Genomic DNA, 22,891 nt, shown 5'->3' with positions numbered 1-22,891 from the left:
GCTTTTTGATACATAGGCGCATGGCCGCGCCACACCACGCCTCTCACGTTACGTTGAATCCTCCTCCTGAACCGCCCGCGGTGTCGGCGGCGATGGCGCACGCGCATCGCAAGTACTGGCGGTTCAATGTCGCATTGATCGCCACGTTGATGACGCTGGGCTTTCTGGTGTCGTTCGTATTGCCGTTGATGGCGCCGGCGTTGGAACATGTGCGAATGGGTGGTTTCAGGCTGCCGTTCTACTTTGGCGCGCAGGGCGCGATTCTGGTCTACGTGGTGTTGATCGTCGTGTATATCGTGCTGATGCAGCGCGCCGATCGTCGCTTGCAGCGCGCGTTCGAGGCGGACGCCCGCGTGGCAGCCGAGGCGGTGGCCGGCGGCGAACCCGGTGCGGATTCCCGCGCGCCTTTGCCGCGCCGACGTTGACGCCATGAAACTCACGAACCGGCTGATCCGCTCCTACGCGTTCTATACGCTCGGTTTCCTTCTGTTTATCTATGTGATGTGGCGCATTGAACGCGCCACGGGTCCCGGTGTGTGGATCGGCTATGTGTTCCTGTTCGTGCCGATTGCGGTGTATGCGGTGATCGGGCTGCTGTCACGCACCTCCGACCTGGTCGAATACTACGTGGCGGGGCGGCGCGTGCCGTCCGCCTTCAACGGCATGGCGACGGCTGCCGACTGGCTGTCGGCGGCGTCGTTCATCGGCCTCGCGGGGTCGATCTATGCGACCGGCTACGACGGGCTCGCGTATCTGATGGGCTGGACCGGCGGCTATTGCCTCGTCGCCTTTCTGCTCGCGCCGTACGTGCGCAAACTGGCGCGCTACACGATTCCCGATTTTCTCGGCACGCGCTTTTCGAGCAACGCGGTGCGCGGGCTCGCGGCGTTGTCGGCGATTCTGTGCTCGTTCGTTTATCTGGTCGCGCAGATTCAGGGCGTGGGCCTGATCGCGACGCGTTTTATCGGCGTCGATTTTGCAGTGGGCATTTTCTGCGGGCTCGCGGGCATTCTGGTGTGCTCGTTTTTAGGCGGCATGCGCGCGGTCACATGGACCCAGGTCGCGCAGTACATCATTCTGATTGCTGCGATCCTGATACCAGTGTCGATGATCGCGCACAAGGACGGCCTCGGCTGGCTGCCGCAATTCGACTACGGGCGTTTGATGGAGCGGGTGGAGGGTCTCGAGAAACGGGTGCGCGACGCACCGCTCGAGCAGACCGTGCGCGACGACTATCGGCGTCAGGCCGCCCGCATGCAGGTGCGGCTCGATACGCTGCCGCAATCGTTCGTCGACGAGAAACTGCGCCTCACGCAGGAGGTGGCCGATTTGCGCCGCCATAACGGTCCGTTGCGCGAGATCAAGGCGCGTGAGAAAGCGCTCGACCAGTTTCCACGCGATGCCGCCGCCGCGCAGATCGTCTGGCGCCAGCGCCGCGATGAAATGCTGACGCGGGCCGCCGCGCCGGTGCCGATGCATGAGCCGTTTCCCGCGGCTAACGACGAGGAGCGGCGCATTCATGAGCGCAATTTTTTGTCGCTGCTGCTGTGTCTTTCGCTGGGGACGGCGAGCTTGCCGCATATTCTGACGCGCTATAACACCACGACGTCGGTCGCGTCCGCGCGCCGCTCGGTCGGCTGGACGCTGTTTTTCGTGGCGCTATTTTATCTCACCGTGCCGGTGCTGGCCGTGCTGATCAAGTACGAGATATTGACCAACCTGGTCGGTCATCACTTCGCCGATTTGCCGCAATGGTTCACGCAATGGAACCGGATGGAGCCGCGCCTGATCAGTCTGGACGATACGAACCTGGACGGCATTGTGCGATGGAGCGAGATCCAGATGCAGCCGGACATGGTCGTGCTCGCCGCACCCGAGATTGCCGGGTTGCCGTATGTGATGTCGGGATTGATCGCGGCGGGCGCGTTGGCCGCGGCGCTGTCGACCGCCGACGGCTTGCTGCTCACCGTTGCGAATGTGCTGTCGCACGACGTGTACTACCACATGGTCGATCCGACGGCGTCGAGCCAGCGGCGCGTGACGGTGTCGAAGATTCTGCTGCTAGGGGTGGCGCTGTTCGCGTCGTACGTGGCGTCGTTGAATACCGGGAATATTCTGTTTCTGGTGGGGGCGGCGTTTTCGCTGGCGGCGTCGAGTCTGTTTCCGGTGCTGGTGCTAGGGGTGTTCTGGAAGCGCACCACGCGACTCGGCGCGGTGGCGGGGATGGTGGCCGGGCTGGTGGTGTGTATCTATTACATCGTCTCGACGTATCCGTTCTTCACGCAGATGACGGGTTTCGCCGGCGCGAGATGGTTCGGAATCGAGCCGATCAGCTCAGGCGTGTTCGGCGTACCGGCGGGGTTTCTGGTGGCGATCGGCGTGAGTCTCGTGGACCGGAAACCGGATGCTTATACGCGTGCGCTGGTGGACTACATCCGGCATCCTTAGCGCGGTTTGCAAGGGGGTGTGGCGCAGGGCCCGAAGTTTGCTATAATTCGGCTCCCCGCCGGAGAGATGGATGAGCGGTTTAAGTCGCACGCCTGGAAAGCGTGTATAGGTTAATAACCTATCCGGGGTTCGAATCCCCGTCTCTCCGCCAGGAAACCAATTAAGCCCATGATTTCATGGGCTTTTTTGTTTTTACATTAATCGTACCCATACACCTACCCATACGGCGATTTGCTCCCGCGTGGCGCACAGAATCCATTAGAATCGTGTCGAACGGTATGGGGGCAGCGATGATCGACCCGTTACGGACTACCCGGCGTCTCACAGACGCAGGCTTAGAACAACGCCAAGCGGAAGCACTGGCCAGTGTGCTGCACGACTTGCGCGGGCCGTCCTGCGCGACGAACGCGGACCTTAGCCTAATGGTGTCTGAGTTGACCGCTTCATTAGAAAAAACAAAGGTTTACATCATCGCGGCGCAAGTGTTGGTTTCGATTGCGTTGGCCCTAGCGCTCAAATTCATTCACTGACTTTGAACGCCTGCACGGGCAACGTAGCTATTCCCGATGATCACATGATTAACATCGTCCTCGACACAAACATCCATATCCGACTGGAAAAAGAACCGACGACGGTCGCCACGATTACTCAGCTCATCGAGGCAGGTCAAATCACGATTCTCATGCCGCGATCTGTGGCGGATGAACTTCGGCCAAAAACGGGCACGCTTCCGAACCTGTTCGCAGTACAGCGCCTTGGGCATAGCGTAGCCAGAATGGGTATGATGCGTTGCGGGGATAGCTTTGGGGCCGGTGCAATGTACGACGCGCACTTGGGCAACGGTGGCCCCAAGCACAAGGCGGATGCGCTGATTGCCGATGTCGCAAGCTACGCAAACTGGTTCGTGTCAGACGACGCACGCTGCATCAATGCTTTTCGCCGAAATCTCGTAATTACCGCGTGTGTTCCGTTCACTTACGACGAGTTTTGCGGGAATCTGGCCGAGTTGGCACAGCGGCACGCGCTGTAGCGAATAGGCGAAATGTTTGGCGGCAGGCCGTCTGCTATTCACGTGCAACGTCCCACTGTCGAACGCTGATCTACCGTATTCGCCCAAATGCGGTTGAGGGCAAATTCAATGACCAAACAGGCGGACGCGGTGAATCGATTTGCTTCTGTTCGTCCGGTGCCAAGGACTCGCGCGTGAAGAATGCCGCCGGTCTTGTTGCTTCGGCGGTCTGTTTTTTCCTTGTTTTCACGCGCGGCGCGTCCCTGTCCCGTCTGCCCAGCTTGGCGCGTAAAGCTGCGTTCTCGCGCTCCAGTTCGGCTATGTGGGCCATAGCATCGGCATCGGCCGCAAGCGGTACGCGGCACGGCGTGATACCGACTTTCGCGACTGGGTGTTCTTCGGTCGTGAAACGGTGGCGACATGTGACGGCCAAGCATTCGCGCCGGCGGGTAATGCCGCGCGTTTCTTTCACTTTAGTGCCGTTATTGCACTTCGGGCATTGCATAGGCTTCCCCTGTTAGAGTGCCCCGATACTTCCGGCGTCGGGGCCAGCGCGAAGTACAGCCGAATCGATGTGATTTTCCCGCCACATCACCCCTCGGCAAACAGGGCCAACCGGGGGACGCCCGAGTTATCGCAGTTTTCCCGCTGCGACGCCCCTCGGAGCACAGGGTATGCTGGGAAAGTCATTAGGCTGCGCTGGCCACTTCAAGCCCACGACGCAGCAGGCCGGCGGCGGCTTGGCTCATCGTGATGCGAAGGCCGGTTTGTTGTTCAATGCGCTGTTTGTGTGCCTCGATGGCGGTTAGCAAATCCCGTTCGGCAACAACGGTGAAACGCTCCTTTGGCGTTGTCGCTTCAAGCGTGTTGGCTTGCATCCTTAAATATCCCGTTCTGTTTTGATGGGGTAGTCTTGCCGGTCGTCCATCGGCCAGCGTTTTTTGGGGCGTCCAGGAAGTTGCGTCATCGCTCGGATTGCTGCTTTACAGCCGGCGTTAATATGCTGGATGACGCGCGTTACCTGAGCGTCATCCAATCCGGGCCATGCCCTATCGATGCGCGGCACAATGTCTTCGCCGCCTTCTCCGCCCAGCATCATTGAACCGAAAGCTGGGATAGTGACCACCACGCGAGGGAAGCCTTCACCGTTAGACGAACGCATCACATATCCGGCGCCTGCTAGAGCATCTTCGATATGGCGGGGCAGTTCGGTGCGTGACTTCTTTTTCTCGCGCTCGATGGGCTTTACGCCCTTTGCGCTGCATTCACGGCACTGGTAAACCTGTCGGCTGCGCTCCTGCCGGTTGCGCTTTTCGGTGCTGTAATCATCGCTGTCGGCGGTGACACGGCTCGTTATGGATTGGCAGTTGCCGCAACGACCAATAATGCTCAGCCTCATTGCGCCCCCACCGTCCAGAAGCGCGACAGGTCCGGCGTCAGCGCTTCGAATTCAGCCCAAGCCGTGAACGCAATTGAACCGTCAAGGTTGACGCGCTCCGCGACAAGTTCCACTTCGCTGCGGATCAGGATGGCGCACCGTGAGAACGTGCCCACGATGGTGGCGGCCGTGCCGGGCGTCAGTTCCGCCTGGATGCCGGCGGCACGCAACACACCATTGTTATCAATTGCCGCACCGTTGCCCAACGTGCCAACCAGCGCGCGAAGCTCGCTCATGCGGACGGCTGCGGCAGCAGCGGCAGACAGAGAAAACGGGGCAAGGGGCGCGCCAACGATCACGCCCAACAGCACCGCATCAGCGGTGCGCGGCAGGCCGTAAGTTATCGAGTGCAGAATGGATTCCTCGAAATCCGGATAGCTTTTCATGGTCGCACGGCTGATCTCGAAGCGAACCCCGTAAATTCCCGTGTTGGTCTGCGGACCGCCGGCTGCATCGATATGGATTGCGGCGCGGCTGATCGGGAGCGGTGTAACGCCAACTTCCTGCCCGTCGGGAACCAAGGCAAACGGTGCCGCCTCAATGGTTTCAAAGTATGCCGCCTTGCTAGCCATCACCACATCGCCAAGCTTTCCGGTAGAGATGGCTTCGGTCGGGTCTTTCCAGATAATCACTTGCGCGCCGGCCTGCGCCACCAGCGATTGTTTGATGACTTCGGCCCCAATCGTACTCGTTTGTACTGCCGGCGTGCCCTTCGGGGGACGCTTCAGATTGCCGTTTTCGTCTTCGATCTTCGGCAGCAGATCACCGTTCAGATCGATCACGCCGCGTACCAACGGCTTGCCCGGGATCACATAGCGAACCTCGTCATGGCGGTCGAAAACAGGCCTGTCGCCCTCTGCGCGGCGTGCCGCTTCGAAAAGAGCCTTCAGCGGATTCAGATTCTTTTTGGTCATGCGTTTATCTTCGTTCGAGGTGTGTCGATGCAAAATTTGGGGTGTCAGCGAGCGGCCAATTCCAACGCTTGGATCGGCCGGTACGGACACAAAGCTGATTTCGTAGGGCAGCCAGGACGTGACGGTATATACGGGGCCGGCGTCACGCTGTTCGGACTGAACGATTTCCAGCACGCGGTAGCCCACCGAAACAAGATTTCGGATACCGTCCTGAACGTCCTGGAAAATCTCATTCGCACGAGCGCTGTTACCAAAGCGGACCACGGCGCGGCCCACGCGGTCGCTATCGATACGCGCGGACTCGATCACACCAATTTGATCGCTGAAGTTGTGATCCATCAGGAGTGCCGCGCCGCTGTTTAGGCGGGACAAGTCCACGGCACCGGCAGCGTGTGACAAAACTTCAATTCCGAACTGCCGTGGGACGGGCGTTTCTGACGAAAACGCGAGTTCGACCGTTCGTCTATTCGCATCGATGTGACTTACCTCAACGCGACGAACGAAATCGCCTCTGCTTTTCACTTCGCGCGTTGAAAGCGGATTGGCTTCGGTCATAAGTCGTTTAAACGTTGAGGGAAATTTTCCATTGCGCGATCAGGCGTTCGCCCACTGACGGCAGATACGGGTGATCCTGATGAACATGCAGCCATCCGAACAGGGCGAACAGATCAGTCTGCCCGTTCAGATTCACCGGAGCGCCAGCGGCGGCCCATTTGCTCACGACAGGCAGTGTCGTGCGGAACGTTGCGCAGAGTTCGGTGACGTCCATTTGCGGGGATGCAGGCTTGTTCAACTTGGCATCTGCAATCATTTGGTTGAGTTCTTCGAGAACCATATTTGATAAGTATTCCAAAATTATTGGCGTTCATCTGAATTATCCAGAATTGCGCCGTTTAGTTACACATGAGGGTTTAGTTAGAGTGCGGCTAGTGATACGATTCATGCGCGTCACAAAAGGCAAGCATTTCATCAACCGCCGCCAAGTGGTCATCACGCGTGAAACCGTTGCGCTCGAACACCGCAATGAACGCGTCGCGGTCCTTCGCGCTTTGCAAGTCATCCCCCAAGGATTCGACCCACCCGAGCGCTACTGTCGCTTTTACGGACAATGATGCTTGGGTGCGGGCGACGACCTTCTGACCAATTGACAGATATAGAAGCCATACACCGTCGTAACGGTCGTCTGCGAGCCGTGGCAGCATGCCTTCGGCGGCATACAGGTGAATGGCTGAGTCCTCGATGCCCAAGAGGGCAGCGAGTCGTGGGACGGTAAATGCGTATGTTGGAAATACTTCGCCAATGGTCTGGTTTGCTGCGGTTCTCATCGTGTTGGTCTCTTTCTACGGTTGAAATTTCTTCTTCGGACGATTTCTAGAAAGTACTTTTCGCTTTTTGCGTCAAGCGTTTGCCTTGGGGAACATAGTAGTAGTCCGCGTTTAAAAAAACCTCTCAGATTTTTATAGACGCGGTGCCTTGTACCCCGCACCCACACCCCTTCAGGGAGGACCCAAGCATGGGGGGTATGCCCCAGCCGGTGTCGGGTCGGTCGACCATCTTCCTAACGTCCCTGTACGTCAGCGGCGGCTGCGTCGCCTAGGATGCGGCGCACAATGCGCCGAATGTCGTTCATTGCATCAGCATTCAGCACCGCTGGTTGTGGGCCGATACCGATTGCCTGAATGCGGTTCACTAGTACGTGCTCGATTTCACCGGCTATCTGCTGCGTGAGCGCTGCCAGAACTACATCGCTAAGTCTTTGCGTCATGTTTGAATCCCTAGATGGCGTTTTGTGACACGAATCATAGCCATGGTGCCGTATGGAAACTAGTCTTTACCTATGGAAACACTTTGCATTGCTTATCATGTAAAAGGCTGTTTCATAAGGTTTTTTTCTGGCTCTGTTTACCTATGGAAACAGAGGTGACGTGAAAAATATTTTCGTCCATGGCGGCACGCCCCACAGGCGGACCTTTAAAAGGCAATGCCGCCGACCCCTCACCCACCTGGATGCCGACTTTCGGCAATCGATCAAGCACACCCGTTCGTGAGCATTCGGCAGCAGCAAAGCTGCTACCTCGGTGTTCCCTCACTCGATCCAACGCGCTGAAATTGTCGAATCAGGCATACAGGGAAGGGGATTTTCAGAGCTTTCGTTGCGATTCGGGGTATCAGCAGTTTCGTGCCCCTCCGGTGAAAACCTTACTGGATAAGGCTTTGAGTGAATCGGGGGAGCATGGTGGTGCAATTTCACAAGAGTTTATTAGGCTGTCCAACAAACTCTTCAGAACTACATACCCCATGCACCCCCAAATCCGTCTAAGCCAAGCTGGATATGGTTTTTAGCGGGGGGGCAGCGCAAAAAAAGCCCGATTTGCCACCCCCGCACGTACCCCGTGCCACCCCGATAGCGATTAACCGCTTGGTGAAAAAAACCCTCATGTGGAACCGGAAATGTCGAACGCGGACACTGCGAACCGTACCAAGTCGAACTAAAGGGAATACATGCAAACTCATCCGACAAGAATCATTCGCATCGCGACCGTGCTGGAGCGCACCGGGCTCAAGAAGACATGCATCTACCGCCTAATCAAGAACGGCCAATTCCCGTCGTCTATCAAGCTGTCCCACAAGTGCGCCGGCTGGGTGGAAAGTGAAGTGAATGACTGGCTCAATAACCGAATCGCCAGCACCCGTACGCAATAAAGGAGCGAAGCAAACCACATGACGGCTCAGAAGAAGAAAGCGGCAGCGAGAACGGACAGCGTGACGCCAATCAATCGGCGTATTCGGCCCGCCGGCAGCCTTCCAGGTGCACCAATGGAAATGCCTTTGAACGTCCAGAATTTTCCCGATCCTGGCAGGGATGCGCCGCTTCCGACGCAGGGGAACTTGAAACACATGCTCGACCAGTACGGCGTAAAGGTTGTCTATAACCTGATCTCCAAAGAAGTAGAGATTCTGATTCCCCACGCGGATTTCACGCCTGAGAATCGGTCAGAAGCGAGCTATGGGAAGATCATCGACCTGTGCGCTAGAAACCGGATGCCGACAGGGAACGTCCCCGTCTACATTACTGCATTGGCCGACGCGAACCGGTATAACCCGGTCGCCGAATGGATCGACTCTAAGCCGTGGGACGGCGTGGACCGATTAGAGCCGCTGGCAGACACGTTGGACGCGGCAGACCAGGAATTAACGCGCATTCTATTGCGGCGTTGGCTTATTGGCGCGGTGGCATGCGTGTACGATCCCGCCGGGTTTGCAATGCAAGGCGTGCTGGTGCTTCAGGGCGCGCAGGGGCTGGGAAAGACGACGTGGATTATGGGTATGGCTGGCGAGCATCGCGAATGGGTTGCGGAGTCCGTCATTCTTGATCCGGCGAACAAAGACAGCGTGAAACAGTTCGTGTCCTACTGGCTGGTTGAGTTGGGCGAGTTGGAAGCGACTTTCAGTAAGTCGGACATTACCGCGCTGCGTGGTTTCATAACCCGCAAAATGGACGAACTGCGGCTGCCCTACGCGAAAACGAGCAGCAAGTTTCCGCGCCGCACGGCAGCGCTTGCCAGCGTGAACGAGCATGCGTACCTGCGCGACGAAACGGGCAATCGGCGCTACTGGACGGTGCGGTGCGGCCCGAAACTGAACGCCATGCACGACGTGGATATGCAGCAATTGTGGGCGCAGGCTAAGGCTCTGTACGAAGCCGGCGAGCGGCACAGTCTCACGCGCGACGAGATGCAGCGTTTAAACGACGCGAACATGGACCACACGGAGCGTAACCCGCTTGAAGACTTGATTATGGCCCGCTTCGCATGGGACAGGGCCGCTACTGAACGCATGTCCGCTGCAGACGTGTGTATTGCGGTAGGGTATGACAAGCCAACACCCAAGCAGGCAAAGGATGTTGCTACAATCCTGCGCAGGGTGACGGGCAAAGAACCAAAGAAGTCGCACGGCCGTATGGTATTTGATCTGCCGCCCAGAGCCCGCACTCAGGGCGATCGGGAAGACGATACGAGGCCGTTCTAATGCTGACCCTTCACGAAATTGCAGAGCGCTACCCTGAATTAACGGGCGGAGGTTTGCCCGGTGGAGAGCCGCACGTTCGCCCGAACATTCTTGACCATCAGGCAGAGTTCGACGCTGCCATGCGATTCCTGAATGGCGTAAAGACCACGTCCAAGGCTGACAGCCGCAGCAGTAGCTACGCGCTAAAAGGCTTGGTGCAAGGGTGGGCGGGTCAATACGTCTCGAATGGCGCAATGATTGCCGCTCTCATTGCGAGCGGCGTTCCGATTGCGAGGGTAGGCGACGATTCGCCTAATGTTCGATTCGGCATCCTGCGTGGATGGGTTCAGTGGCGCACTAAGCGCTACGCCGATTGACGGTTAAACGGTAGGACCGCGCTAGCTTCGCGCTTCGTCGCGCAGTACGCGGCCCAAGCGTCCATCATCTTCGCACGTTTGGCCAGCAAATCCCCGCGTTGATAGGCCGCTTCCACTTCGCTACGGACGGCGTGCGCCAAAGCCTTTTCCGCCAGCTCCCTAGGAAAGTGTGTGCACTCCGCAGCCCAATCGCGGAATGTCGAGCGAAAGCCGTGCGGCACTACCGGCGCACCGGTTCTCGGATCGAACCAGATCGGCGCTGGTGCGTCGCCCTTCGATTTCGCCGCGCCGTTCATACGTTTAATAACGGCGAGAAGGGACATATTCGATAGGCCCTTATTCTTCGTCATGCCCGGAAAGACAAAATCGTCCAGGCGTGTTTTTTCCATTGCCTTTAAGATGGCAATTGCCCTTGCACTCAGTGGCACGCGGTGCAACTGTTTCATCTTCATGCGCTCGGCAGGAACAGTCCATAGCTTCGCGTCGATGTCTATTTCGGACCATTGCGCTCCAATGATTTCTTGGGTGCGACCGGCAGTGAGAATAGCGAACTCCAGCGCCTTGGCGGCGGTCCCGTCGATACTCCGCAATGAAGCCACGAACGATGCAATCTGAGGGTAGGGTAGCGCGGGATGGTGTTCGTCCGCCTGTACGGCGCTAGGTTTTGCCAGCAGCGTATCTAGATGGCCTTTCCAACGCGCAGGATTTTCGCCACTGCGTAGACCGCGCGTAGTTGCCCACGCTAGTACCTTTTCCATCCGCCCCCGAACCCGCGAAGCCGTTTCGTTCTTGGTGGTCCAGATCGGTTCCAGAATGCTCACCACGTCGTGCGTGTCAACCAGCGCGACGTCTTTTTTTCCGACGAGCGGTGCCGCATAGGTGGCCAGCGTGTTGGTCCATTGATCCCCATGCTTTTCATTCTTCCAGCCGTGCCTGTGTGCTTCGATATAGGCACTGGCGCACTCGGAGAAAGTCATTTTTGCCGCGATCTTCGCACGCTCTGACTGTCGCATGGCCAGTGGGTCGTCGCCGTTAGCAATTGCGCGGCGCATGCCATCTGCCTTTTCCCGTGCAGTTTCGAGCGAAACGCTTAAATAAGACCCAAGCCCAATGTCGGTATGCTTCCGTCTCCCGTTCTTCGTGAGAACGGTACTTCGGGAGTACCTGAATATCCAGGACTTGGTGCCAGTCTCGCGAATTTGCAAATACAAACCGCCGCCGTCTGCGTAGTAGCCGGGCTTTTTCTCTTGTCGAACCTTTACAGCAGACAGCTTCTTGATTGGTCGAGACATGTTCTCCGCCTGAGTTCCATACCCATACATCTACCCATACACTGGCTTGGGATGGTAGCACACTCATGCGAACTAGGGCGAACTCATGAGCCTTATGTGGCGGGGCTTTCAGAGTAAATGTGGAACTAATGCGAACTCATGCGAACGCATGGAAAGCGGACCGTCTCTCCGCCAAAAGATATGAATGATAAGCCGTTGAATCTGTTGAGATTCAACGGCTTTTTTTTAGCTCGTGCGGGACGGTCGAGTCACTATCGATGTCGAAATTTTGTGGTTTTCGACACGGAGTGTTGGTATGAGAGCATCCGCGACTCAGGAAGAAACGTTCGCAAAGCGGATCAGTCAGGCGTTAGCTCGCGCCCGTCTCGATGCGGATATGACGCAGGGGCAGGTATCGGAAGCGCTGGGGGTGAACACGGAAACGATCAGCCGGTTTGAACGCGGTCATACCGCGCCACCTCTGTTTCGTTTGTTTGAGCTTGCCGAGGTCTACAGTGTGCCGCCCGAGACACTGATTGCCGGTGGCGAAGGGCGTTCGCTCGATCCGGCCCGTGACGTTACTGCGCTAAATGTGAGTCGTTAAAGCTGGCGCGTGCTGCTGACTATTTTGTATCGCCGTTGCTGTGTCTCACTCAATTGGTCTTGCGCCACTGATTAGCTTCGATGACGGGCGTGATTCCGCGCTGCTCGAAATATCGCGCTCTATCGTGTTTGGCCAGTGTGCGCCACCGACCGGCTTTCCGACTCTGTTCACTATCGGTCACGATCTGGTGTGAACAGCAGAGCATGGAAGAAATTGCGGATTCGAATGCTCTGTGCGTCTGAGAAAACAGCCGTTCAATCGTCGAAATATGCAGAATAAATGTCTGTGCAGGTCAAAAATCGCCTTGATATTTATTCCGCATTGAATCGAGCCACTCCTTGCAATTTCTCACACTTGCGCAATTGCATTCACACTATCGTCATACGTAAAATCGCGCGACTAGCTGGAATAATGAGAGGGGCGGGGTATGGGCGCGCGGGATGCGGTTGGGGCGATAACTGGCGGGCTGTCACAGCAGGACCGCCTGCTGAAACTGGACACACCGGCAGGCGATAATGTCTTGCTGCCGCATCGGGTCATTGGCCGATCGCGCATTGGCCGCGATTATCTCTTCATGCTCGACTGTGTCTCCACGTCGGGCGATGTCCAGCTTAAGACGCTGATCGCACAGGCTGTTACGCTTTGGGTACAGCAGACCGACGGCACTTATCTCCCGCATCACGGCTATGTGCACATGGCGCGTCGGTTAGGCAGTGAAGGCAGTCTGACCACGTACCAGGTAGCGTTTTCCTCATGGATGCATTTTCTGCGGTTTCGCCGTGACCAGCGACACTGGCAGGATAAAAGTGTCGATGAAATCGTCGCGGACGTATTTAACCAGCATCCGCAGGCGCAGGGAATGTTCCGCTTTGTATTGTCGAAGCCATTACCTACGCGCTCGTACTGTCGGCAGGACGAGACCGACTGGAATTTCGTGCACCGCCTGTTGGAGTCAGAAGGGCTATACGGCATCTGGCAGCAGGCGAGCGACGGAAAATCGCACACGCTGGTAATTACCGACCGCCTCCAGACGCTCGAACCGCTTGCGCCGGAAACGGTTGGGTTTTACCGGGCTGGCTTGAACAGCGAGGCCGATGCGCTGATGCAGTGGTCTGGGTCGCGGACACTGCAATCCGTGATGTTGTCTACGCGCACGTTCGACTACAAGAATCCGCCGACACCGTTCAATCCGAAAGGCACGTCGATTCCGACAATGGCCAATCAGGGTGTGTTGCCCACCCAGACAGAAGTTTATGAGTACACGGGCGGCTATACGTATCCGATGCAGGAGCGCGGCGACGATCTTTCAAAAATCCGCATGGAAGAATGGGAGTCGCAAGCAAAGCGTTTTCATGGCACGGGTGGTCTGCGTGCAATCGACGCGGGGCGACGTTTCATGATCGCAGGGCATCCTGTGCACGATCAGGACGCAGGCGAGCAGCGGGAGTTTGCGGCCATCGAGGTTGAATGGACTGTCGAAAACAATCTTCCACTTTCCGGGCATGAGGCGAATTACCCGCACAGCCTGAGCTTTCAACTCACGCAGGCGCGCGCTGACGATCCGGGCAAGCTGTTCAGCGTTGCGCATGACGATGGTTCCACCGGGTTCTACCGCGTTTCCGTCGAGGCACAGCGCACGACAGTGCCTTATCGCAGCCCTTTCGAACACCACAAGCCCGAAGCAAAGCTGGAATCGGCCATCGTCGCCGGTCCGAAAGGCCAGGAGGCGTACACCGATGCATTGAACCGGGTCAAGGTGCTGTTCGTATGGGACCGGATCAATGAAGGCGACGAGCGTGCATCGTGTTGGGTGCGTGTGGCGCAGTCCGATACAGGCGACGGTTATGGTGGCGTGCACATGCCGCGCGCGGGTGAGGAGCTTCTGATCGGCTACATCGGCAATGACATCGATCGGCCGATTGCATTGCACCGGGTCTATAACGGCGCAGCAAAACCTCAATGGCACTCGAACGGACTGCTTTCGGGTTTCCGCTCGAAGGAGTTCTCGGGGAGCGGCTTCAACCAGATGGTGATGGATGATGCGACCGCTCAGAACCGCGTGCAGCTATACAGTTCCAGCACGAATGCTCAACTTCACCTCGGCTATCTGATCGATCACACCGGCAACACGCGTGGCAATTTTCTCGGCAGCGGGTTCGATCTGAGTTCCGACGCCTACGGAGCGCTACGTGCGGGGCGCGGGCTGTATGTATCGACGCACCCTGTCACCAGCCAGCCGCTCGATGCGCGAGTCGCCAGCAACCAGCTTGTCAGTTCGGAGGGCGTGCTCGACGCGGCATCGCAGGCGAGCGAAACGTCGCAGGCGGAAAGTCTGAAAGACGGACACGATGCGTTAAAGGCTTTCACGGATGCGACACAGCACAGCGAAGCGGGCGCAGCAGGCGGTAGCGGTGGTGGCAATACGGCAGGGGGCGGAACCGGTAACGCGAATGCCTTCACGCAACCCGTCATGCTGTTCGCTGCGCCTGCGGGTATCGCGTTGTCGACCCAGAAGTCGGCGCATGTCGCGACGGACCAGCACATCAATCTGGTAAGCGGCGAGAGCACGCACATAGCAACGGGTAAATCATTAATCGCAAGCGTCACGCAGAAGCTGAGCCTGTTTGTGCAAAACGCAGGGATGAAGCTGTTTGCTGCGAAAGGAAAGGTCGAGGTACAGGCACACGCTGACAATATCGAATTGACGGCGCAAAAATCGTTGCTGCTCGTATCCGCCACGGAAAATATTCAAGCGGCTGCGCAGCAGGAAATCCTGCTGACTTCCGGTGGCGGGTATATCCGCATCAAGGATGGCAATATCGAAATTCACGCGCCGGGCACAATCGACTTCAAGGGCGCGAGTTTTCCATTCAGCGGACCGACGAGGATGGACGTGACCAACCCGGCGTTCAAGGATATGCCGACGCGGCGATTGGCGCTGAACACGATGGCTTCGCCTTCCGCAACGAATGTCGTGCCTGTCGGCATGCCCTACAAGCTTTACGCGGACGGTGCATTGGTGAAGCAGGGCGTATTCGACAGCACCGGGCAATTGCCGATCGATCATCAGGTAACAACGCAGAAGTACACGCTCGAACTGGCGAACGGCGTAAAGCACGATATTCCGGTTCCTGGCGACTATCACGATACTGCCAATGGCACGCTCGCGAATCAGGGGTTTCCGTTTCATGAGGGATTGTCCGACAGCGACGGCGCAGCGCCGGACCGGGCGGTACACCGGCAGCTTTATAGCGATCTGCTCAATCCTTCCTCCGAAGCCTGAACCATGGCGAATCCGACCACGACGATCACGACCCCCCTTGCCCTGAACCAAACGAACAGCGCTAGTATCCCGTCGCCATGGTTCGTGCAGCAGACCGAATACAATCCCCGGTGGGCGACATTACGCCCACTCGTGAATGGAGAAGAAGCGTTCGGTGCCGTCTACGATGCAATCCATGATGCCAGGCATTCGGTCGACATCATCTGTTGGGGCTTCCAGCCGTCGATGTTCTTCCGGCGCGGGGGCGGCGGCAACAAGACAATCGGACAGCTTCTTGTTCAGAAGGGCAAGGAAGGCGTCAAGGTCCGGCTGTTGTGCTGGCATGACGACTGGTACATATCGCAATTGAGCGAAAACAACATGCCGGGCTATGACGCGGAAACCTGGATCAAGCGGCTTATTCCGGATTGGGCATATGACAGGTGGTCTACGCTGATTGCCAAAGACTACCAGAGCACCGCGGAACGCCTCTACGATACGTGGTGGTATTACTGCGCCAACCTGAATAACGTCACGATGGTTGGCACATGGGATTCCGCAGTGCGCAAATTGAAGTGGTTCACGCATTACCCCTTTACCTTCGCGGATGTCGAGTTCGCAACCCGTGACTTTACGCTGGACGAGCGTCGCGAGAATATGTGGCGACTGTTTCTTCACGGCAAGGATTCGGAACGCGATACGCGTACCAAAATCCAGAATGCTGTTGCAACGGGATTGCTGACGCCGACCCATCACCAGAAAATGGTGCTAATCGACTATGAGGACCCGAACCTTGCGACGGGTTTCGTGATGGGGCATAACATGCTCGATCAGTATTGGGATAAAAACGATCATAGCTGCAAGCGCAACGGGCCGGGTATGGGGCGTAACGGACCGACGCCGTGGCAGGACCTTTCGAGCATTGTTACCGGCCCGATCCTTCAGGACTTGAACGATAATTTCTGTCTGGCATGGGACGGAGCAACGGGGCAAAGCCTTGGCAAGTCGCGCAAGGGTATGGAAAAGCAGTTGAAGATTCGCCCCGGAAAGAATACCGGGAGTGCCATGATGGCGCAGATCGTGCGCACTCGTTCGCAGAAGGAGAAGGGCAAAGATAACCGGAAAGATATTGAGGTGATGTACCTTCAGGCGGCGAACAACGCAACACGGTGCGTTTTTATCCAGAACCAGTATTTCCGGTGGGTGCCGCTCGCCGAGCAGATCAAGCGTGCGGCATTGGCGCAGACCAAAGGGGGACGCGACCCCGGTCAACATGGCCCGATTCATCTGTTCGTGATCACGAACTCTGATGATGCGGCTGTGGCTAACGGCACTTTCAACACCTACCGCATGCTTCATGCGTTGGGACAGACAAACTCGATGCCCGGAGTGACGAGGGCCGTGCAGACGCCCAGTCAGGATGCTGAAGTGCAAGCGAACCGGAAAGCGCTTCAGAATGCGCTTGCGCAGGACCAGGCGCGCGAACAGCAATTGCAGTCCGGTCAGGGACTGGTCCTCGACCCGTTCAATCCCGGCTCATTTTCAGGTGCGATGTCGGCCTTTGCACAAAATCAGCAAGCCATTCAGCAGGATCAGCAGAATCTTTCCGAACTGGATAGCAAGGACCTCGCGCACGTCGACATACCGTCAATGGACATGACCAACCTGAAGGTGCACGTGTGCACGCTGGTTGCGCCTGATTCGCCAGCGGGCGCATGGGTGCCGGTGTACGTTCATGCAAAACTGATGACGATCGATGATGTGTTCACGACGCTTGGTTCAGCGAACCTGAATTCCCGAAGCATGGAAGGTGATAGCGAACTGAATATCTGTACCGAGCATGCGGATGTGGCGCAATCGCTACGCAGGCAACTGTGGGGCCTGCATACAGGCGAGCAAGGCGCTCAGGATGACCCGGTAGAAGCATTCAAGCAGTGGGGAATAATAATCAAAAGAAACACAGTCCGCCAACAAAGCGGCGATCAACCTCCGGTAGCTTCCCTTGTCGGTTTCCTGCGATCAACCAATGACATCAGCCGCAGCGATTGAGCCATGAAACGACACCTTCTGATCGTCGCGCTTTCACTTCTGTTTTGTGCTTGCACGAAAAAGGAACCCCCAGTGACCTCACTGCCTGACATGAGCGCTGTGCGCGCCAATCTCGCGTTTACCTGCATGCATCAGGCGGACCATTTTCCGCCGCTCGACCCGCAGGCAGACAGTCTGTTCCGCTACGCACGGTATCTGGAAAAAAAAGAAGGTGCCAAGGACTTCAACGATGTTGCACGCTACTACAGGATTGCAGCGGCACACGATCATTACAAGGCAAACCAGAACCTGCAATCGCTTCTCTCGCAGGGGTTGGCTGACTCGCCTGATGCGCCGACCGAAGCCGTGGACCTTGCTATGCAACTGATCAAGCAGGATATCCCGAGTGGCTACTATGATATCGGGCACTATCTCGAAACGGGCTATGGGCTGAAGCAGGACACCGAAGCTGCGCTGCATTATTTGCGTAAGGCAGCCGATCTTGGGAGTCCTGAAGCCCAAGCTTACGTAGCAGAACAATTGGCACCTCATGACCGCGCTCCTGACATTGCACGACAGATGCGGCAATGTGCTGCGGATCAGGGCTACGGTGATGCAGCAAATACGTTGGGGGTTTTCCTCCAAGACAGATCGGATTACGGCGGGGCGGTGAAGGCATTTCAAAATGCCGTGAGCGCTGGCGACACGCTGTCGGCCTCGATTTTGAGAAATGGATTCAAGGGGCCGCCAGCGACAAATCAACTCGACTATCTTGCACTTCCAAATGATCCGGAGCGTTCCCGGCGGTACGATTTGATCGGTAAATTCATCGATGCCAACGACGGCCGCAACCCCAAGGTTCCTGACATCGACAAGATCGTACCGCTACCTCCTGCGAAGCTACCGCCTTGGGACGGTACTTTCAAGTGGCAAAAAGAGCAGGATGCGGCAGCACCGCCGCAGAAGCCGTCCGACGAACTCATCGATCAACTGGCAAAAGCCAAGCAACTCGATCCGGGTACGGGCCTGCCGCTATCAGGGTTGCCGAACAAGACATCGCAGACCGACGAACCAGCGAACGTTGCAGCCCGTGTACCGCTTGGCACTCTCGCAAGCACGGGCGATATCTGTCCCGAAGATGGCGTGTGGCACGCGAAGCTCCAGGCGGGGCAGATGGGAGATTCGCAGCGGCGCTTCCTGAAAGGCGATACGTTGCCGTCGCTGGTCGTACATCAACCGCGCACGCTTGCACTCCTTGATCGCGTGATGGGTGCGCGTCAGCAGACTGCGCCGGTCGCCTGGGAACTGGTCGGGTATATCGATCAGGCTTGATGTTTCAATGACAGGCAGACTGTGAAACGATTTCTGATCCTTGACGGCGACCACACGACAGCATCCGGAACGGTTCAGGCGCAGCCGACGACGCTGTCATTTACTGGACGGCCTGTCGCGCACGAAGGCGACGACGTTGCGTGTCCAGCGTGCAATTCGACGGGCAAGATTAAATGCGATGGTCCACGTCTCACGATGCCGGGTCCGGGCGGACGCCGCTCAGGTTGAGCGATGATTTGTGTATCTGCAAATGCGATCCGCCGCCGAAGCTAGTCGCCTCGCAGCAGGCGATGTCCGTCGAGGTGTGATTTGCGGCCGGGTAACTATGCAGAGCGTTTCAAGGGAAAGGTGATTTACGTTGAACGGTCCAGAGCTTGAGCAACTTCGCTTCACACTGAACAATGTTATCGGATAAAGTTTCGGGTATCACAGATACGTAATTAGAGTGACGATAACAATAGATAGTGTTTCGGCGAGGACCCCATCATGGCAGGGCAAGATCAAGAGACTAAGGGCGACGGAGGTTGGCGCGACACTGTAGTTCAAGTGCTTGCCACCGGTGCGGTTGCTGCAATTCTTGGTATCTTTGGAAATTATTTTGTGAACTATCGATTAATTGAAAAACCAAAAATCGATTCTGAGGCGAGAAGTGAGCTTAACAAATTGACGCCGATGGTAACTACAGAGTGTTCCGCCATTTCGAAGGATGCGTGGACGTGGGGTATTGTTTGCGTAACAAAAAATAATGGCGCTTATCCTGTTGTGGTATCAGTGGATAGAGTCTCACTCGTTCAGCGGAATGAGTATCCAAAGCGGAAAATATACGACGAAGGTCAAGGATTCAAGGTCACGTTTCTAGACGACCAACAGTCTTATTTCGGGGTTCCAACTAGTTCGGGCGGCCTGGAAGCGTATGTTGTCTTTGATAAAAAAGCGTATCCGAATGGCGTCGGGAATGTATTGGATGCCCTCGTCAATTTCAAATACCAAACGCCGTCCGACAGAACCAAGGCTGTTGTCGCGGGGTATTCGCAGATAGACGAAGATGATGCGGCAGAAAGGTCGCATACGGCCATGCAGTTTGAAGTGTTGTTGCCACAATGGAATCCAGCGCCGCAGGCAGTGCCAAGCAGTGCGCAACCGACAAGCGCCCCTGCGTCGCAGACGGCGTCTGCGACACAAGCAACATCGGATAGTGCCGCCGAGAACTGATGTTCTGTCTCCCTCGTCAGAGAGTACGGTGTGAGCCATCCGACGATCAACAAGGCCGTAGCGACTGTGGTCTAGGTTTCGTGTCCGGGCGTGCTGCTCGCTTCGCGAGTGAGGTTGAGTGTTGCCAACCGCCTCGAATCAAGATGTAAGTTCTAATTTCGATCGTTGCCGGTCGGCATCTGGATGTATCGCGAACGTTTCTGTGCGAGGACCGTACCATTTGGTGACTTCGCCGTTAGTCAACAGAGCGGATGATTTCAGGATCGGACTCGTCATCGCATACAGTCGATCTGGATCGGGGCCGTACATGTACAGATAGCCATCGTTCCCGTCGATGTGGAACTCTGTTTCCCCAAGTTCGCCAACACCGGCAAGTTTTATTACACTTTCCAGCCGATGTTCCAGGATGTGAATTCGGGCTAGGTCCTTGGGGTAGTAATCGAAATGAACCATCATCACCGGTCCCGGTGGCTTGTGCTCGCGCCGAAGCTGTGCTGCCCGCGAACAAGACAAGGCATAGAGACGTGACGAGTACTGTTATTCTCGGCATAGGCGCGAATTTTTTGCAAAATGAAGATCGATTGTCGGCAATATAAACGTAAGCGCTGCACGAGCGCCGTCTTGACAGGCGCGCGGGATCTTCAGGCGTTTGCGCGAGGCTGGTCCGCAACGACCCACGGACAGGGTGCTCAGGATGATCCGGCAGAAGCATTCAAGCAGTGGGAAAAAGTCATCAGACAGAATATTTTCCGACAGCCGAAAAACATGATCCCTGTCGCCTCTCTCGTCGGCTTCCTACGGTCAACCAGCGACATCAGCCGCAGCGATTGAGCCATGAAACGATACCTTCTGATCGTCGTACTTTTACATCTGTTTTGTGCCTGCACAAAAAAGGAACCTCCTGTGACTTCATTGCCCGATATGAGTGCGGTACGCGCCAGTCTTGCGTTTACGTGCACACATCAGGCGGACCATCTGCCGCCACTTGACCCGCAAGCGGACAAGCTTTTCCGCTATGCGCGGTATCTGGAGAAAAAGGAAGGTGCCAAGGACTTCAACGACGTTGCACGCTACTACAGGATTGCAGCGGCGTACGATCATTACAAGGCGAACCAGAACCTGCAATCGCTTCTTTCGCAAGGGTTGGCTGACTCGCCCAATGCGCCGACCGAAACCGTGGATCTTGCAATGCAACTGATCAAGCAGGGTATCCCGAGTGGCTACTACGATATCGGCCACTATCTCGAAACGGGCTACGGCCTGAAGCCAGACGCCGATGCCGCGTTGCACTACTTCCGTAAAGCAGCCGATCTTGGTAATCCCGAGGCGCAGTACTATGTTGGCGACAAATTATTGCCGAATGAGAATGCTCCTGATATCGGACGGCAAATGTTGGCGTGTGCTGCCGATCAGGGCTTTGGTCAAGCGGCCAGCTTGTTGGGTATCGATCAAAAGACGGGGAAGCTCTACCCGGATGCCATTGCACTTTTTCAGAAAGGTGTTGCAGCAGGAGATACGCAGGCTGCATCTTTTCTGGAAAATGGCTTCAAGGGGCCGCCGGAATCAAAGCCGTTGTACTACCTTGGCCTTCCAGATGACCTAGAGCGTTCGCGACGCTATGAGTTAATTGGGAATTTCATCGACGCCAACGACGGTCGCAACCCGAAGGTGCCGGACATCGACAAGATCGTCCCGCTACCGCCTGCGAAGCTACCGCCGTGGGACGGTACGTTCGAATGGCAGAAGCAACAGGATGCGGCAGCACCGCCGCAAAAGCCGTCCGACGAACTCATTGATCAACTGGCAAAAGCAAAGCAACTCGACCCGGCTACGGGCCTGCCGCTATCGGGGTTGTCGAACAAGACATCGCAGACCGACGAACCTTCGAACGTTGCATCCCGTGTACCACTTGGCACGCTCGCAAGCACAGGTGATAGCTGTCCCGAAGATGGCGTGTGGCACGCGAAGCTAAAGGCAGGGCAGGCTGGAGACACGCAACGGCGCTTTCTGAAGGGAGATACATTGCCGTCGCTCGTTGTACATGAACCGCGCCAGCTTGCATTGCTTGACCGCATGATGGGCACGCGCCAGCAGACTGCAAAGGTCGCGTGGGAACTGGTCGCGTATATCGATACGGTTTGATTTCCAACAACGGGCAGATTGTGTGAAGCGCTATTCGATCCTCGACGGCGACCGCTCGACAGCATCTGGAACGGTTCACGCGCGGCCGACGACGCTGTCATTTAGTGGTCGGCATGTCGCGCACGAAGGTGACGACATTGCGTGTCCAGCGTGCAATTCGACGGGCAAGATTAAATGCGATGGTCCGCGTTTCACGATGCCGGGTCCGGGCGGACGCCGCTCAGCGTTGAGCGATGATTTGTGTATCTGCAAATGCGATCCGCCGCCGAAGCTAGTCGCCTCGCAGCAGGCGATGTCCGTCGAGGTGTGATTTGCAACGACCTGCTTGGATGCCTTTGGGAATACGGTCGGTGCTTTCACCTGGCCGAGCAGGAACATCGTGCGAGTCGTTTACCCTGTTCATGAGGAATTCGGTATGCAGGTCATCGCGTTGTGTTTCCTGACTGTATGGCTCTACAGTCTGTTCGCGCTGGCGTACATCCCAATCAGGGTTGTGATCATGAAATGCAACTCGGGGGATGTGTGGACCTTTCTATCCCGCCGCCGACTGCTATTTACCGCGCTCGCAAATTTGGTCGCTGCGCCGTTTCTCGGTTTATTCGTTTTAGTCGTGAGTGCCGCTGGTGTTAGTGGCGGCGGTGTATCCACCGGCATTCCGGATGCCGTGGAGACTACTGCTTGGGCATTTAGTTTCGTTTTTCTTGCCGCTGCGACTGTTGCCCTAGCTCTCGTGTTCGTTCGGCCAAAATCAGGCTCAGACAAAATTGTCCCGTAGCGTAGCAGGTAGAAAAATACCGTTGGCGCGGTGTCACTAACTTCATCGCCGCCTTTGTCCCAAACCCGCGC

The 22,891-nt window shown here is 56.7% G+C and carries 24 protein-coding genes and 1 tRNA gene; 15 read left to right on the top strand and 10 right to left on the bottom strand.

Annotation, left to right across the window (positions count from 1 at the left end; all coding sequences use genetic code 11):
- The first annotated feature begins 20 nt into the window (after window positions 1–20).
- The 4 genes from BX591_RS28750 (at window position 21) to BX591_RS28730 (ending at window position 3,478) form a co-directional block, all read left to right on the top strand.
- Complete coding sequence (locus BX591_RS28750) at window positions 21–425, top strand: DUF4212 domain-containing protein (protein ID WP_111934711.1); 405 nt, start codon at window positions 21–23, stop codon at window positions 423–425.
- Window positions 426–429: 4 nt separating this feature from the next.
- Entirely contained in the window at window positions 430–2,448 is a 2,019-nt protein-coding gene (locus BX591_RS28745; protein ID WP_111934710.1) for a sodium:solute symporter family protein, read from the top strand.
- Window positions 2,449–2,508: 60 nt separating this feature from the next.
- Window positions 2,509–2,599, top strand: a tRNA-Ser gene (locus BX591_RS28740).
- A 423-nt stretch (window positions 2,600–3,022) separates the two neighbouring features.
- Window positions 3,023–3,478 (top strand): hypothetical protein, encoded by a 456-nt coding sequence (locus BX591_RS28730; protein WP_111934708.1) that lies wholly within the window; start codon window positions 3,023–3,025, stop codon window positions 3,476–3,478.
- Between the two features lie 70 nt (window positions 3,479–3,548).
- On the opposite strand, the gene BX591_RS36625 is transcribed toward BX591_RS28730, so the two are convergent.
- The 8 genes from BX591_RS36625 to BX591_RS36620 form a co-directional block, all read right to left on the bottom strand.
- Window positions 3,549–3,962 carry an NrdR family transcriptional regulator gene (locus BX591_RS36625; protein WP_167444637.1) on the bottom strand — a complete coding sequence of 138 codons (414 nt, stop codon included), beginning with the start codon at window positions 3,960–3,962 and terminating at the stop codon, window positions 3,549–3,551.
- Window positions 3,963–4,146: 184 nt separating this feature from the next.
- Window positions 4,147–4,335, bottom strand: coding sequence for a hypothetical protein (locus tag BX591_RS28725; RefSeq protein ID WP_111934707.1), 189 nt, complete (start codon window positions 4,333–4,335; stop codon window positions 4,147–4,149).
- A gap of 2 nt (window positions 4,336–4,337) precedes the next feature.
- The gene (locus BX591_RS28720) at window positions 4,338–4,856 is read right to left on the bottom strand and encodes a hypothetical protein (protein ID WP_111934706.1); all 519 of its coding nucleotides are present in this window, start codon (window positions 4,854–4,856) and stop codon (window positions 4,338–4,340) included.
- Window positions 4,853–6,364 (bottom strand): HK97 family phage prohead protease, encoded by a 1,512-nt coding sequence (locus tag BX591_RS28715; protein ID WP_111934705.1) that lies wholly within the window; start codon window positions 6,362–6,364, stop codon window positions 4,853–4,855. Before BX591_RS28715 ends, BX591_RS28720 begins: the two co-directional genes overlap by 4 nt.
- Window positions 6,365–6,371: 7 nt before the next feature.
- Window positions 6,372–6,644 carry a hypothetical protein gene (locus BX591_RS28710; protein WP_111934704.1) on the bottom strand — a complete coding sequence of 91 codons (273 nt, stop codon included), beginning with the start codon at window positions 6,642–6,644 and terminating at the stop codon, window positions 6,372–6,374.
- Between the two features lie 91 nt (window positions 6,645–6,735).
- Complete coding sequence (locus BX591_RS28705) at window positions 6,736–7,134, bottom strand: hypothetical protein (protein ID WP_111934703.1); 399 nt, start codon at window positions 7,132–7,134, stop codon at window positions 6,736–6,738.
- A 233-nt stretch (window positions 7,135–7,367) separates the two neighbouring features.
- A complete protein-coding gene (locus BX591_RS28700) occupies window positions 7,368–7,574 on the bottom strand; it encodes a hypothetical protein (protein ID WP_111934702.1) in 207 nt (68 codons plus the stop codon).
- Window positions 7,575–7,686: 112 nt separating this feature from the next.
- Entirely contained in the window at window positions 7,687–7,845 is a 159-nt protein-coding gene (locus BX591_RS36620) for a hypothetical protein (protein WP_167444636.1), read from the bottom strand.
- 466 nt (window positions 7,846–8,311) lie between these two features.
- Between BX591_RS36620 and BX591_RS28695 the strand changes: the two genes are divergently transcribed.
- Genes BX591_RS28695 through BX591_RS28685 form a run of 3 tightly spaced genes read left to right on the top strand, consistent with a single transcriptional unit; the run spans window position 8,312 to window position 10,194 of the window.
- Complete coding sequence (locus BX591_RS28695) at window positions 8,312–8,512, top strand: helix-turn-helix transcriptional regulator (RefSeq protein WP_111934701.1); 201 nt, start codon at window positions 8,312–8,314, stop codon at window positions 8,510–8,512.
- An 18-nt stretch (window positions 8,513–8,530) separates the two neighbouring features.
- The gene (locus tag BX591_RS28690) at window positions 8,531–9,838 is read left to right on the top strand and encodes a VapE domain-containing protein (protein WP_111934700.1); all 1,308 of its coding nucleotides are present in this window, start codon (window positions 8,531–8,533) and stop codon (window positions 9,836–9,838) included.
- Entirely contained in the window at window positions 9,838–10,194 is a 357-nt protein-coding gene (locus BX591_RS28685; RefSeq protein ID WP_111934699.1) for a hypothetical protein, read from the top strand. The genes BX591_RS28690 and BX591_RS28685 overlap by 1 nt, the downstream gene beginning before the upstream one ends.
- Here BX591_RS28685 and BX591_RS28680 read toward each other — a convergent pair.
- Window positions 10,182–11,486: a tyrosine-type recombinase/integrase gene (locus BX591_RS28680; protein WP_111934760.1), complete on the bottom strand. Its 1,305-nt coding sequence runs from the start codon at window positions 11,484–11,486 to the stop codon at window positions 10,182–10,184. The genes BX591_RS28685 and BX591_RS28680 overlap by 13 nt on opposite strands.
- Window positions 11,487–11,781: 295 nt before the next feature.
- On the opposite strand from BX591_RS28680, the gene BX591_RS28675 reads away from it, so the two are divergent.
- From BX591_RS28675 to BX591_RS36240, 6 genes are all read left to right on the top strand, one after another.
- Window positions 11,782–12,069 carry a helix-turn-helix domain-containing protein gene (locus tag BX591_RS28675; protein ID WP_244147149.1) on the top strand — a complete coding sequence of 96 codons (288 nt, stop codon included), beginning with the start codon at window positions 11,782–11,784 and terminating at the stop codon, window positions 12,067–12,069.
- Between the two features lie 427 nt (window positions 12,070–12,496).
- Window positions 12,497–15,352 (top strand): type VI secretion system Vgr family protein, encoded by a 2,856-nt coding sequence (locus BX591_RS28670; RefSeq protein WP_111934698.1) that lies wholly within the window; start codon window positions 12,497–12,499, stop codon window positions 15,350–15,352.
- Window positions 15,353–15,355: 3 nt separating this feature from the next.
- Window positions 15,356–17,380, top strand: coding sequence for a phospholipase D-like domain-containing protein (locus BX591_RS28665; protein ID WP_111934697.1), 2,025 nt, complete (start codon window positions 15,356–15,358; stop codon window positions 17,378–17,380).
- A gap of 3 nt (window positions 17,381–17,383) precedes the next feature.
- Window positions 17,384–18,691, top strand: coding sequence for an SEL1-like repeat protein (locus BX591_RS28660; protein ID WP_244147148.1), 1,308 nt, complete (start codon window positions 17,384–17,386; stop codon window positions 18,689–18,691).
- 21 nt (window positions 18,692–18,712) lie between these two features.
- Window positions 18,713–18,919, top strand: coding sequence for a PAAR domain-containing protein (locus BX591_RS28655; protein WP_420849429.1), 207 nt, complete (start codon window positions 18,713–18,715; stop codon window positions 18,917–18,919).
- A gap of 258 nt (window positions 18,920–19,177) precedes the next feature.
- Window positions 19,178–19,903, top strand: coding sequence for a hypothetical protein (locus tag BX591_RS36240; RefSeq protein ID WP_146749822.1), 726 nt, complete (start codon window positions 19,178–19,180; stop codon window positions 19,901–19,903).
- Between the two features lie 138 nt (window positions 19,904–20,041).
- Here BX591_RS36240 and BX591_RS28645 read toward each other — a convergent pair whose 3' ends face one another.
- Window positions 20,042–20,359 carry a hypothetical protein gene (locus tag BX591_RS28645; RefSeq protein ID WP_111934694.1) on the bottom strand — a complete coding sequence of 106 codons (318 nt, stop codon included), beginning with the start codon at window positions 20,357–20,359 and terminating at the stop codon, window positions 20,042–20,044.
- 378 nt (window positions 20,360–20,737) lie between these two features.
- Here BX591_RS28645 and BX591_RS28635 point away from each other — a divergent pair, with 378 nt between their 5' ends.
- Entirely contained in the window at window positions 20,738–22,045 is a 1,308-nt protein-coding gene (locus BX591_RS28635) for an SEL1-like repeat protein (protein ID WP_244147147.1), read from the top strand.
- A 415-nt stretch (window positions 22,046–22,460) separates the two neighbouring features.
- Complete coding sequence (locus BX591_RS28625; RefSeq protein ID WP_111934690.1) at window positions 22,461–22,820, top strand: hypothetical protein; 360 nt, start codon at window positions 22,461–22,463, stop codon at window positions 22,818–22,820.
- Window positions 22,821–22,891 lie beyond the last annotated feature (71 nt).

Source organism: Paraburkholderia bryophila, from assembly GCF_003269035.1.
Classification (GTDB): domain Bacteria; phylum Pseudomonadota; class Gammaproteobacteria; order Burkholderiales; family Burkholderiaceae; genus Paraburkholderia; species Paraburkholderia bryophila.
This window is presented reverse-complemented; position numbering and strand designations above follow the sequence as displayed.

What these genes read in the sequence shown, in the direction of transcription:
- BX591_RS28750 (WP_111934711.1), top strand. Translation starts at nt 21, where the DNA reads ATGGCCGCGCCACACCACGCCTCTCACGTTACGTTGAATCCTCCTCCT.
- BX591_RS28745 (WP_111934710.1), top strand. Translation starts at nt 430, where the DNA reads ATGAAACTCACGAACCGGCTGATCCGCTCCTACGCGTTCTATACGCTC.
- BX591_RS28730 (WP_111934708.1), top strand. Translation starts at nt 3,023, where the DNA reads ATGATTAACATCGTCCTCGACACAAACATCCATATCCGACTGGAAAAA.
- BX591_RS36625 (WP_167444637.1), bottom strand. Translation starts at nt 3,962, where the DNA reads ATGCAATGCCCGAAGTGCAATAACGGCACTAAAGTGAAAGAAACGCGC.
- BX591_RS28725 (WP_111934707.1), bottom strand. Translation starts at nt 4,335, where the DNA reads ATGCAAGCCAACACGCTTGAAGCGACAACGCCAAAGGAGCGTTTCACC.
- BX591_RS28720 (WP_111934706.1), bottom strand. Translation starts at nt 4,856, where the DNA reads ATGAGGCTGAGCATTATTGGTCGTTGCGGCAACTGCCAATCCATAACG.
- BX591_RS28715 (WP_111934705.1), bottom strand. Translation starts at nt 6,364, where the DNA reads ATGACCGAAGCCAATCCGCTTTCAACGCGCGAAGTGAAAAGCAGAGGC.
- BX591_RS28710 (WP_111934704.1), bottom strand. Translation starts at nt 6,644, where the DNA reads ATGGTTCTCGAAGAACTCAACCAAATGATTGCAGATGCCAAGTTGAAC.
- BX591_RS28705 (WP_111934703.1), bottom strand. Translation starts at nt 7,134, where the DNA reads ATGAGAACCGCAGCAAACCAGACCATTGGCGAAGTATTTCCAACATAC.
- BX591_RS28700 (WP_111934702.1), bottom strand. Translation starts at nt 7,574, where the DNA reads ATGACGCAAAGACTTAGCGATGTAGTTCTGGCAGCGCTCACGCAGCAG.
- BX591_RS28695 (WP_111934701.1), top strand. Translation starts at nt 8,312, where the DNA reads ATGCAAACTCATCCGACAAGAATCATTCGCATCGCGACCGTGCTGGAG.
- BX591_RS28690 (WP_111934700.1), top strand. Translation starts at nt 8,531, where the DNA reads ATGACGGCTCAGAAGAAGAAAGCGGCAGCGAGAACGGACAGCGTGACG.
- BX591_RS28685 (WP_111934699.1), top strand. Translation starts at nt 9,838, where the DNA reads ATGCTGACCCTTCACGAAATTGCAGAGCGCTACCCTGAATTAACGGGC.
- BX591_RS28680 (WP_111934760.1), bottom strand. Translation starts at nt 11,486, where the DNA reads ATGTCTCGACCAATCAAGAAGCTGTCTGCTGTAAAGGTTCGACAAGAG.
- BX591_RS28675 (WP_244147149.1), top strand. Translation starts at nt 11,782, where the DNA reads ATGAGAGCATCCGCGACTCAGGAAGAAACGTTCGCAAAGCGGATCAGT.
- BX591_RS28670 (WP_111934698.1), top strand. Translation starts at nt 12,497, where the DNA reads ATGGGCGCGCGGGATGCGGTTGGGGCGATAACTGGCGGGCTGTCACAG.
- BX591_RS28665 (WP_111934697.1), top strand. Translation starts at nt 15,356, where the DNA reads ATGGCGAATCCGACCACGACGATCACGACCCCCCTTGCCCTGAACCAA.
- BX591_RS28660 (WP_244147148.1), top strand. Translation starts at nt 17,384, where the DNA reads ATGAAACGACACCTTCTGATCGTCGCGCTTTCACTTCTGTTTTGTGCT.
- BX591_RS36240 (WP_146749822.1), top strand. Translation starts at nt 19,178, where the DNA reads ATGGCAGGGCAAGATCAAGAGACTAAGGGCGACGGAGGTTGGCGCGAC.
- BX591_RS28645 (WP_111934694.1), bottom strand. Translation starts at nt 20,359, where the DNA reads ATGATGGTTCATTTCGATTACTACCCCAAGGACCTAGCCCGAATTCAC.
- BX591_RS28635 (WP_244147147.1), top strand. Translation starts at nt 20,738, where the DNA reads ATGAAACGATACCTTCTGATCGTCGTACTTTTACATCTGTTTTGTGCC.
- BX591_RS28625 (WP_111934690.1), top strand. Translation starts at nt 22,461, where the DNA reads ATGCAGGTCATCGCGTTGTGTTTCCTGACTGTATGGCTCTACAGTCTG.